The following is an 11,647-nucleotide window of genomic DNA, read 5'->3' as shown; positions in this document are numbered from 1 at the left end:
TTCCCCTCTGTGCAGCGGATTTTTCCCTCCCCGTCTTCGTGTGGCCGTTTGCGTCACACATGCGGGCCATGTTCCGCGCAAACAGGAGGAGGAACATGGCCGGGGTCAGGATGAAGCGCGGCGACAGGGACAGGCTGGAGATGCACGATGCGGACAAAGTGTACGTGCAGACGCGGGCCTTGGCCTACCTCTGCCGCATCTCCCGCGACGACAGCCGGATGAAGAACGAAGCGGTCGAGCTCCTGCAGTGGATCGCGGGCAACGATCTGCAAGGGATCTTCGAGACGACGTTCTCTCTGCTCTCGCCCGCGCGTCGACGAGCCATGGAGGCCCATCGGTACTGGGAAGACGGCGCGGAGCGCGACGAGGACTTCTATCAGTGGACGATCGCCAAGGCCTACGGCCAGATGGGGCGGGAGAGGCGGCAGCGCGTCTGGCGCGCCATCGACAGGGAATGCTCCTTTCTCGAGGATCTGGCCGGGCTGGCCGAGGAGTCCGTCATCGCCAGGAACTTTCAGGAGTTCGGCGCAGCCTTCGGGCTGTGCGAGATCGAGGTCGAGGTCCTGCGCTTCCTGTTCATGGCCGAGCACTGGGAGGATTTCGGGAAGTTCTTCGTGAACGAGCTCGAGAGCACCAAGCTCAGCCAGCGGGGGCTCCTGGCGCGCATCCTCGGCGTCTCGCGGGCCGATCTGGACAGAGCCTTCAGCGGCAGGCTGAACGCGCTCAAGCTGGTCACGGGCGGCTACCGGCTGGAGGTGGCGGAGGAGGTCCAGGAGGCCGTCCTCCTGCATGACGGAAAGAGCCTGTCCGAGCGCTACTTCCGCACGGTGCGCGCGGCGTCCGTTCCTCTCTCCCAGTTCCAAGTCCCGCTCGCGACCGTGGAGCACATGACGTCCCTCCTGCGCGCTCCGGGCGAGCGGCCGGTGCACATCCTCCTCTACGGCGCTCCGGGCACGGGCAAGACGAGTTTCGCCCGCGCCCTGGTCGAGGCCGCGGGCATGACCGCCCTCGAGGCGGTCCAGCCGCGCGGGGACGAGAGCGGTTCCAAGCGGCTGGCCATCCATACGGCCTGCGTCTGGGCCCAGGGCAATCCCGAGCATGTCGTGGTAGCGGACGACGCGGACGGCGTGCTGAACACGGCGGGCGGCTTCTTTCTGCAGGGCGAGGTCCGCGACAAAGGGTGGCTCAACCAGCTCATGGAGGAGCCGGGGCTGCGCGTCGTCTGGATCGTGAACCGGGTCGAGGAGGTGGACGAGGCCGTGCGCAGACGTTTCGCCTTCAGTCTGTGCTTCGGCCGCCTCTCGCGCGCTCAGCGCGTGCGGCAGTGGGCGGGCGTACTGGCCGCGCACGGGGCCGAGGCCCTGCTCGGCGATGGCGAGGTCGAGTCCCTGGTCCGGCGCTTCGACGTCAGCACCGGCGTGGTGGACATGGCCGTGGCCCAGTCCCTGCGCGTGGCGGGCGGCGGGGCGAACGGCGGGGACGACGGCCGCGAGGCGTTCAGGTCCGCCCTGACGCGCTCCCTCGCGGCGCACATGGTGCTGCGCGAGAACGGCAGACGGCTTGCTCCGCCGCAGGGGAGCGGGGAGGGCTACTCCCTGGAGGGGCTCTCCATCGCGGGCGACCTGGCCGGGACCATGCGCTCGCTCAAGGCCTTCGACGGTTGGCTCCGCGCGGACGGCTCGGGCAGGCGGCGCAACTGCAACCTGCTCTTCTACGGCCCCCCGGGCACGGGCAAGAGCGCGCTCGCGCGACACGTCGCCGAGTCCCTGGACCGCGAGCTCCTGGAGAAGCGGTTAAGCGACATCCTCGATCCCTACGTGGGCATGACCGAGCGCAACATCGCAGCGGCCTTCGCCGAGGCCGAGGATACCGGGGCGGTGCTTGTCTTCGACGAGGCGGACTCGCTGCTTTTCTCGCGCGGCCGCGCGCGCCGCTCCTGGGAGGTCAACCAGGTCAACGAGTTCCTGACGTCCATGGAGCGCTTCCGGGGCATCCTGATCTGCACCACCAACGCGTTCGACGACCTCGACGCGGCGAGTCTCAGGCGCTTCGGCTACAAGATCGGCTTTCGGACCCTCGCGCCCGAGGGCAGCCTCTCGTTCTACGGCCGCCTGCTCGCCTCCCTGGCCGCAACGCCGCTGCCGCCATCCGGGGAGGCCCGGCTGCGGCGCATGGAGGGGCTGACCCCTGGGGACTTCAAGGTCGTCCGGGACCGCTTCGACCTCCTCGTGGAGACGGACGGGGAGGCATGCTGCCACGACGCGCTTCTCGACGCGCTCGAGGAGGAGCTCGCGGCGAGGCGGCGGACAGGGGCGGGGAGAATCCTCGGATTCTGAGAGGGCGGCGCCGGGGCTCGCTTACTCGAGCCGTGCCGTGTGGCTGTTGGCGAGTTTGAAAGAAGAGGGAAGAGGTACGAAAATGACCGGGATCGCGAGGGAGAAGGGCCGCCGGGACAGGTTTCTCGGTGCCCTGTTCGGTCTGGCTGTCGGCGACGCAGTGGGATTTCCCCTAAAGTTCATGCCTTACGGTACGTTCCTGCCGGTGTCGGACATGGTGCTCTGGCCCGCAGGGTCTGCGGAGAGCAGGTGGTCTGACGGCACCTCCATGGCGCTCTGTCTGGCCGAGAGCCTGATGATCACGCGGGCTTTCTCGCCCTCCGACCAGATTGGGCGCTACGTCCGCTGGCTCGAGCGCGGGCACATGAGCAGCCTCGGGTACGCCTTCGACGTGGACGGAGCCGTGCGTGGGGCGCTTGCCCGCCACAAGAGGACCTGCGAGCCGTTCTCGGGCGCCGACGATGAGCGATCGGCCACCTGCAGTTGCCTGGCGCGCCTCGCGCCTGTGCCCATGTTCTTCGGCCACGATCCGCGGCAGGCCGTCGAGAAGTCCGGGGAAAGCTCGCGGACAACCCATCAGGCGCGCTGCTGCGTCGATGCCTGCAGGTATTTCGGCGGGCTCCTGTGGGGAGCACTCAATGGGGTGCCCGGCGAGACGCTGCTCGACGGCATCTACGAGCCGTTTCCGGATGCATGGCGGGAGCAGCCCTTGTGCGACGAAGTGCGCGAAGTGGCCGCTGGCTCGTTCAAGAGACGCGAGCCGCCGCCGGCCCTGGACCGCGGGCACGTTGTCGGCGCGCTCGAGGCCGCGCTGTGGGCTTTTCATCGCTCGGGGTCGTTCCGGGAATCCGTTCTCGAGGCCGCCAGCCTCGGCGACGAGGCGGACAGCGTCGCTGCCGTCTGTGGCCAGTTGGCGGGGGCTTGCCACGGCTTCACGGAAATCCCCGTCGAATGGAGTGAGCGGATCGCCATGCGACAGCTTATCGCCAACCTGGCGAATGCGCTTTTTGTCCTGTCGCGCGAGAGCGAGGCGACGGGAGCGGGGCGATGGTGAAGTCCCGGGGTCCGAGAGGAGGGGTGATTGCGCCCCGCGTGCAAATGAGACACTATAACGGAGGGGAGATGATGGCGCACCAGGCGATGAAGGGCGGGCGACGCGACAGGTATCTCGGGGCGCTCTTCGGGCTCGCGGTTGGCGACGCCCTGGGCTTCCCGGTCCAGTTCAAGCGGCCCGGCGAGTTCGAGCCGGTCAGGGGGATGCGCTTCTGGCCCGGGGGCGCGGCCGAGGCCACGTGGTCCGACGACACGTCAATGGCGCTCTGCCTGGCCGAGAGCCTGCTCGCGACGGGCGGCTTCGACCCGGCCGACCAGATGGCGCGCTATGTGCGCTGGCTCGACCACGGGCACCTGAGCAGCCGTGATCGAGCCGTCGACGTGGGGGACACCGTCTACAGGGCGCTGCTCGGCTACAAGAGGACCCGGGAGCCGTTCTCCGGGCCGGACGACGCGTTCTCCGCCGGTAACGGTTCCCTCATGCGCCTCGCGCCTGTGCCCATGTTCTTCGCCGCCGATCCGGCTCTTGCGGTCGAGATGTCGGGCCTGAGTTCTCGTACCACGCACCAGGCGAGGAGCTGCATCGACGCCTGCCGCTATTTCGGCGGACTCCTCGCGGGCGCGCTGCGCGGGGCATCCAGGGAGGAGCTGCTCGCAGGCGTCTACGAGCCGTACCCCGGGGCGTGGGAGGTGGAGCCTTTGTGCGACGAGATCCTCGAGGTGGCAGAAGGCTCTTTCAAGCTGCGCGAGCCGCCGCTGATCCGCGGCACGGGGCACGTGACGCGCTCGCTCGAGGCCGCTCTGTGGGCCTTTTACCGCGCGGAGACGTTTCGGGAGGCGGTGCTCATGGCCGTCAACCTCGGCGACGACGCCGACACGACCGGGGCGATCTGCGGACAACTCGCCGGGGCCTGCTGGGGGTTTTCGACGATTCCCGAGGAATGGAGCGGCTGCGTGGCCCGCTGGCAGCTGATCGCGGACATGGCCAACGCCCTGTGCGACATGGCCGGAAAGGATGCAGGAGACGACGATGTGCGCACCGTTTGAGGACATGCCCGGCGAAAGGCCGTTCCCCCGTTCCTACTGGGTCCTGCAGGGCGGCCTCCTGGCTGGCTGCTACCCGGGCGACCCGGATCCGCGCGAGGCGATGGGCAAGCTGTCCGGGCTCGTGGACTGCGGCGTGGAGACGGTCGTCAACCTGATGGAGGAGGACGAGCGGGACTGGTCCGGCCGGCCCTTTGTCCCCTATGCGGAGGCGCTCCGCGAGATCGCTGCGGGCAGGAACCGGCATATCGAGGTGATGCGCCACCCGGTGCGCGACCGCGACGTGCCGAGCGCGGGGAACATGCGCGTCATTCTCGACGCCATCGACGCCTCCCTGGCCCGCCAGCGGACGGTGTACGTGCACTGCTGGGGCGGCAAGGGCAGGACGGGAACGGTGGTCGGCTGCTTCCTCATGCGCCACGGCCTGGCGGACGCGGACAACGTGCTCGACCACATCGCGCGCCTGCGCCGCCCGGACCCCACCCGCCGCGACCCCGCGCCCGAGACCGAGACGCAGTGCGCGATGGTGCGGGGCTGGGCGGGATGAGCCGCTTGCGTGGGTGGTGGGACAGCGCGCGGGCTTTCGCGGATGGTCTGCGCTCGGCCCTGAAGTTTGCCGAGACGGGAAGGGGAGAGATGAAGGCGAACAGATTGGGCGTCGATGGAGTCGTCCTCAACCAGGAGCAGCGGCTCGCATTGGAGATGATGCGGGACGGGGGGAACGTGTTCCTGACGGGCCGCGCCGGGACCGGCAAGAGCACCGTGGTGCATGCCTATGCCCGAGAGGCCAAGGACGTGGCCCTTCTCGCGCCCACCGGCATAGCGGCCCTCAACATCGGCGGCTCGACTATAAGGGACGTGAACGAAGCAGACTATAGTCCGCATATTAAGGACTGAAACGGAAAATAATTAAATATTTTAGTGCGTAAGAGGGAGGCACCAAGCCATGCCGTCTGTCCTTGCATGGATTGACCATGACTCGAAAGCAAGAGAACGCACGCTTCGCATCCTTTCCCTTTTCCAGGAAAAGGAAAGTCGTGACGAGCTTGGGCTCGGCTCCGTGCGGGACAGCTTTGCCGATCAGTTGTTTCCAGGAACAAGCACGATCCAGACACGCCTTCGCTACATGCTTTTCGTGCCATGGATTTACCATTCGCTAGAAGAGAAGCGACTACCTGCAGAGAGTTTTTCGATCCAGGCTGACAAGCTGGAAAGAGACCTGGTTCAGCCATTGATGGATTCCGATGATCAGGCTGGCGTCTTTGGTAAGACCGCAGGAAAGAGGCTCAAACGGTTGCCCAGCTCCGTCTACTGGGCCGGTCTCGGTGTCTGGGGAATACGCATTACGCCATTCTCGCAGGACGAATATCACAGGCGCATCGACGAAACATACCGTCGCCGGAATACCCTGAAGGCTCTTGAGAAAGACGCAAAGGAACGGGGAGACGACATCGACGTTGAGCAGCGGATGGTCACTCTCAGTTGGCATCCTCGATTGCCAGCACCTCCGGAAGACTTTCCGGGGGCGGTGAACTTCGCTTTATCCAGGGAAGAAGCCGAATTTATTCGGGATCGCATCCAGGTCGCTTGCCCCAACAGTCTCCTCTCGTTCTTGGCACTGCACTGCGAACCCGCCGACACCCAAGCTCCGTGGGAACATCCGGACTACGGCAGCTTTTCCGAACAGCATAAAGAACTCCTGACCCATGCACGGCTGTTCTCGGAGGTGATGCATGGAGCGGCGCTCTCGTACAACGTTCAGCTCGCCAGGCTTCGAAACCATGAAGACCTTGTCGCCGAGCATCAGGCAAGTTTTGACGAATGGACCGCAAATCTTCCCCTGGAGGAGATTCGCTCCTGGTCGGTGAGCCGCCTCTGGGAGTTGACCATGGATCATGGCCACACCGTCACCCCGCAAACGAGATTTTTCGTTCAACAGTGGATCGACCATACCCGGAGGTCCCCCAATGACCTCCTTTCTAACGCAGATGCGCTCACCCTGATCAAAAGAAGGGAAATGAAACTCAAGGGCACGCGTTCCCGATTCAGGAATCAAAGGGCGCTCGAGCAGTGGGGCGGGTACTCCGGCGTCGGAAGACTCGTCTATCGCTGGCCGAATGTGAAGGTGCTTTTGAACGACCTGTACCAGGGGATGAGCCGGGAGGAGAAATGCTGAACCCAAACTCCCGGAGCCTTTATACATCTGCATTGACTCCACCGCCGGGGATGATTTTCGACGAGGCTGTTGCGACTACCTTTTCGATGGACCCAGCCCTGCTGCTTGAGGCTCCTGTCTATCTGGCATTAATGGCGGCGGATGGTCAGACCGATCCTGACCCGTTGTCTGTGCTTGAAGCCATCCGCAGGTACTCGAAACGCATCACCGTTTATGTGCAACGAGGACGGATTCAGGTGCCCCAGATTGCCAAGCCCAACCCCTTGTTTGGGTTCCTGGAGGAAATGGTTGTCGAGGTAACGGCCCCTGGCGGAGGCGTCTTCCATCCGAAAGTCTGGGCAATCCGTTTTGTCAGCCCCGATCAAAGCAGCTCGATGTATCGTCTGGTGGTCCTGACGAGGAATATGACCACCGATCAGTCCTGGGACCTGTCACTTCAGCTCGAAGGGACGATTGCAGGCCGGAAGTCCGAATCAAATAAACCGCTGGCTCATTTCTTCAAGACGCTTCCTGATCTGGCCACCGGAAAAACAGAGCCTGGCAGGAGCGAACAAGCTCGCAGATTTGCGGACGAGTTGCATCGAGTCCAGTGGGAACTCCCCGACGGCTTTGACGAGCTGACCTTCTATCTTCCGGGAACGAAAGCGTATGACTGGGAGCCTCCCATGGCGAATCGGATGGCCGTCATTTCGCCGTTCTGTTCTGATGAGGCCCTGCGAGCATTGACGAGAAAAACCAAGGCCGCTGATGCTCTCATCTCACGTCCGGAGTCATTATCAGCCCTGAAGAAGGAGACTCTCGAGCTCTTCACGCAATGTCTTCATCTGGACGACGCGGCGGAAACCGAGGATGGCGAGGAAGACGACGCCATCGAACAGCCGCTTGCGACCGGCCTCCATGCAAAGGTCTATCTGTTTGAGACCAGGTACTATTCAGACTATACCCATGTGATCATGGGGTCTGCGAATGCAACCAACGCGGCGCTGAATGCTTCGAAGAACGTCGAGATTCTGGTCGGGCTAGTTGGCCGGAAGAGCAAAGTTGGCGGCATCGACGAGCTTCTTGGCGCTGACGGATTAGGTGAATATCTTGTCGACTTTGACACGAGCAAGGAAGCAGAGATTGATGCGCTCCGGCAAGCGGCTGAGGAATCCGTTGAAAGGGCTCGCTCCCTTATAGCTGAAACAGCTCTGTCCATCGAATGCAGTCCGGGATCGAAGGACGGTCTGTGGTCATTGGTGTTGACGGGAGAAATCCCAGCCCTTGAGGGGATCGTCAGTGCTACTGCATGGCCGATAACCGTTACTCGGGACTTCGCGGTGGACATCCTTGACGGCGACGCTCCCGGTGGGATCGGACTCGGAGAGTTCTCCGCCTCTTCTGTAACGGGCCTCATCGCGTTTGAACTTAAGACCAACCATCAGGACGTTTCGGCCCGGTTTGTTCTGAATATTCCCGTTACCGGCGTTCCAGAAGAACGCAACTCTGCCATCCTGCAAACCGTGATCAGCAATCAGGAGGGATTCCTGCGTTATCTCCTACTGTTGTTGGGGGATGATAAGGTATCCGGACTTGATCCAGGTAGTGGCTCCGGGTTTGCCAAATGGTTGGCCCGGTTGGCCGACGGTGAAGATATCCCGCTACTGGAAGAGCTGACCCGCACGTACAGCCGACACCCGGAGCGACTATCGGAAATCTCGGGGCTGGTTCGTGATCTGTCTCAGGGAAGCCAGAATGCGATTATCCCCGAGGATTTTTTGAACCTCTGGACAGTTTTTGAATCGGCTATCGGAGGGCGTGATGCATAGCAACCGCTTTTTATCAGCCCCCGCCTTGGCCGGTCTGAAAGATTTCCAGAGGAAGACCGTGGAGTACGTCTTCAAGCGGCTCTATGGCAATGACCCAACTTCCCGTTTTCTGATCGCCGATGAAGTTGGACTTGGAAAAACGCTAGTCGCCCGGGGAATCATTGCCAAGACCTTGGAGCACCTTCAAGACGAGGTGGATCGGGTCGATGTGATCTACATCTGCTCCAATGCCGCCATCGCGACCCAGAATGTCAATCGGCTCAATGTCAGCGACACGGATGGTTTTTCAATCGCTACACGACTGACGTACCTGCCCAGGCAAGTACGCTCGCTGCGAAAGAACAAGGTAAATTTCATCAGCCTGACGCCCGGTACAGCCTTCGATCATGCCCGCAGTCGAGGCGGGCATGCCGACGAGCGGGCGATTCTCTATCGGATGCTGTACGACTTGCCCCTGGCGCAAAATGAACGGCGTAGACGGCTGCGCGTAGGCCTCCTCAACATTCTTCAGGCGAAAGCAGGTAAGGATAACTGGCGAGCCAAGGCCAAAAACCTCCCAGCAGAGGATCTGGACACAGACCTTTCCAAGGCCTTTCGCCGGGCTGTCCTTGAGGATGCCGAACTGTATGCGGCCTTGAAGGAAGGCTGTGAACGCTTTGCCCGATACCGGGACTACAGCAGAATTCCTTGGGAGGACTCTGAGCTTCGCTACGACCTGATCGGAAAACTCAGAATCAAGCTGGCGTCAGTGTGCCTTTCCGCGCTTGAGCCCGATTTGGTCATCCTTGATGAATTCCAACGATTCAAGCACCTGTTGGATGGCGATGATGAAGCCTCCATGCTGGCGACCTCGCTCTTCGAACATCCCGACGTTCGCGTTCTCCTGCTGTCCGCAACGCCCTACAAAATGTTCACCCTCGACCAGGAGAATGACGAAGACGACCACTATCCAGATTTCATCAGGACACTGAACTTCCTCTTCAATGATTCCGGCAAGGTCGATGCGGTCAAAAATCTCTTGTCAGAGCATCGAACAACGCTCCACGCCTGCGCAAAGGGCTCCGTATGTCACCCGGGAAAAAAAGCCGAACTTGAACGAGCGCTCCTGAACGTCATGTGCCGAACGGAGCGGGTCGCGACGACTCGAGATCACAACTCGATGCTGACTGAGATTGAACGGACGGCTCCCCTCACGCCAGCGGATCTTCAGCACGCCGCGACGGTTGACGCGGTAGCAATCTGCGTTAAGGCCGGGGAGCCAATCGAATACTGGAAGTCTGCGCCTTACTTGATCAACTTTTTAAAACACTATGAGCTGAGGCATAAGCTGGATGCCCAGTTGAATTCCCCTTCAGATGCTCTTCGCGAAACTCTTTCGTTGGCAAATGGGCAGTTGCTGACGAAGGACAAACTGGAAGGCTATCAGGCTCTCGATCCTGCCAATCCGAGGATGCGCGTACTTTTCGAAGACACGATTGATAAGGGCATGTGGCAGCTTTTATGGATGCCGCCGTCTATGCCGTATATTGAGCCTGGTGGCGCATACCGGGGCAAGGATGGATTGACCAAGGCCCTTGTTTTTTCCTCCTGGAGTGCTGTTCCGGACGCGGTTGCATCAATTTGCTCCTACGAAGCCGAGCGGAAGATGATCGCCGGAACCTCGGTTTCTCACAGCGAAATCTATGACAAGATTAAGCCATTGCTGCGATTTGCGGTGGCCTCAAACGATAATCGCCTGACTGGTATGCCGGTTATTGCCTGGTTGCTGCCGTCCCCAACCCTTGCCACCAAGATTGATCCGCTCAAGATTGCCCTGGGCCATGGCAACGGGCCAGTGGACGCCCAGGAACTGAGGAACGAGGTCAAGGCTCTTTGCCGCAGTTTGGTAGAAACCCTGCCTGGTGCTGGAGAAGGGACGCGAGCTGATGAGCGATGGTATTGGGCGGCTCCCATTCTTCTCGATTCTCATAACGGATTGTTGGACTGGTGCAAGAGCCATTCGGGATGGAGATTTGCTACACCGGACCATGAATCTGGCACCCATTTCAAAGCTCATATCGACTTGCTTGTCAGCATGGCAGAGGACAACACTCCTCTCGGTCCTCAGCCGGATGATCTGGTCGATGTGCTTTGCGATCTGGCTCTTGCCGGTCCTGGCGTCTGTGCCTTGCGAGCACTTCGCCGTATCGGTGCCGAGCTCGACGCGGCCGATCCAGACCTTCTGTCGGCCGCAGCCAGAATCGCCTTCGGCTTTCGATCGCTTTTCAATATGCCGGAGACGATTGCCATGCTACGAGGCTCCGGCGAGGATTCTTATTGGCGGTTGACGCTTCAGTACGGTGTCGACGGCAATCTCCAATCGGTGCTCGATGAATATGTGCATGTCCTTCGAGATTCTTTGGGTCTCCAGGAGCAATCACCGAAAAAACAGGTGGCTGGCATAGCTGAGTGCATCCAATCGGTGTTGTCACTGCGGACCGCTCAGATTCGAATCGACGAAATAAAGGTGTCTGGAAAAGGCTTTGCTTTTGATGACTTTAACACCCGCTGTCGTTTTGCGCTCCGGTTCGGGGATATTCGAGACGACAACAACCAGGCTCTCGTTCGCGCCGACTCGGTGCGGGATGCCTTCAACTCACCATTTCGTCCTTTCGTTTTGGCGTCGACCTCAATTGGTCAGGAAGGTTTGGACTTCCACACTTGGTGCCATGCGGTGGTCCATTGGAACCTGCCTTCCAATCCTGTTGATCTTGAACAACGCGAAGGCCGGGTCCATCGCTATAAAGGGCATGCTGTCAGGAAGAACATTGCGGAACGGTATGGTCTGACTGCTCTTTCTATGGCGCATGAGGAAAGTGACCCGTGGCAGAGCCTTTTCCATATTGCGGCCCAGCAAAAATCCAATGGGCATTCCGATCTCATCCCGTATTGGATCTTCGAGGATGGTTCCGCCCGGGTGGAGCGCCGCATCCCGCTTCTCCCATATAGCAAGGAGGTTGGGAAGCTCAAACGGCTGAAGCAAGGGTTGGCCCTCTATCGTATGGTTTTCGGTCAACCCCGCCAGGAGGACCTGCTGTTCAGCCTCAGCCAGAACGGCAACAATGAGTCAGCGGATTTTGCCGATTGGCTGATTTCGCTTCAACCTCCACAAATTGAGCCTGATGAATAAAAACTATCCTTATCAATAAGTCCGTTTCCCTGGGAGGCATAAATCAAGAGGTGCTGCTAAT

8 protein-coding genes are annotated in these 11,647 nt (G+C 61.1%); all 8 read left to right on the top strand.

The features are described from left to right. Positions 1–95: 95 nt before the first annotated feature. The 8 genes from DSX2_RS14085 to DSX2_RS14050 all read left to right on the top strand — a co-directional run bounded on the left by DSX2_RS14085 (position 96) and on the right by DSX2_RS14050 (position 11,586). The gene (locus tag DSX2_RS14085; protein ID WP_020881654.1) at positions 96–2,336 is read left to right on the top strand and encodes an ATP-binding protein; all 2,241 of its coding nucleotides are present in this window, start codon (positions 96–98) and stop codon (positions 2,334–2,336) included. An 82-nt stretch (positions 2,337–2,418) separates the two neighbouring features. Beyond that, positions 2,419–3,390: an ADP-ribosylglycohydrolase family protein gene (locus tag DSX2_RS14080; RefSeq protein WP_020881653.1), complete on the top strand. Its 972-nt coding sequence runs from the start codon at positions 2,419–2,421 to the stop codon at positions 3,388–3,390. Between the two features lie 71 nt (positions 3,391–3,461). Then, positions 3,462–4,436 (top strand): ADP-ribosylglycohydrolase family protein, encoded by a 975-nt coding sequence (locus tag DSX2_RS14075; protein ID WP_035042738.1) that lies wholly within the window; start codon positions 3,462–3,464, stop codon positions 4,434–4,436. Further along, complete coding sequence (locus tag DSX2_RS14070) at positions 4,420–4,980, top strand: dual specificity protein phosphatase family protein (RefSeq protein ID WP_020881651.1); 561 nt, start codon at positions 4,420–4,422, stop codon at positions 4,978–4,980. Before DSX2_RS14075 ends, DSX2_RS14070 begins: the two co-directional genes overlap by 17 nt. Beyond that, positions 4,977–5,330 carry an AAA family ATPase gene (locus tag DSX2_RS14065; protein WP_201764417.1) on the top strand — a complete coding sequence of 118 codons (354 nt, stop codon included), beginning with the start codon at positions 4,977–4,979 and terminating at the stop codon, positions 5,328–5,330. Before DSX2_RS14070 ends, DSX2_RS14065 begins: the two co-directional genes overlap by 4 nt. A 49-nt stretch (positions 5,331–5,379) precedes the next feature. After that, positions 5,380–6,609 (top strand): DUF6361 family protein, encoded by a 1,230-nt coding sequence (locus DSX2_RS14060; protein ID WP_020881649.1) that lies wholly within the window; start codon positions 5,380–5,382, stop codon positions 6,607–6,609. Then, on the top strand, positions 6,603–8,417 hold the full coding sequence (locus DSX2_RS14055; RefSeq protein WP_020881648.1) for a phospholipase D family protein: 1,815 nt from the start codon (positions 6,603–6,605) through the stop codon (positions 8,415–8,417). The genes DSX2_RS14060 and DSX2_RS14055 overlap by 7 nt, the downstream gene beginning before the upstream one ends. After that, positions 8,410–11,586: a helicase-related protein gene (locus tag DSX2_RS14050; RefSeq protein ID WP_020881647.1), complete on the top strand. Its 3,177-nt coding sequence runs from the start codon at positions 8,410–8,412 to the stop codon at positions 11,584–11,586. The genes DSX2_RS14055 and DSX2_RS14050 overlap by 8 nt, the downstream gene beginning before the upstream one ends. Positions 11,587–11,647: the final 61 nt, after the last annotated feature.

The organism is Desulfovibrio sp. X2 (assembly GCF_000422205.1).
Taxonomy (GTDB): domain Bacteria; phylum Desulfobacterota; class Desulfovibrionia; order Desulfovibrionales; family Desulfovibrionaceae; genus Alkalidesulfovibrio.
This window is presented reverse-complemented; position numbering and strand designations above follow the sequence as displayed.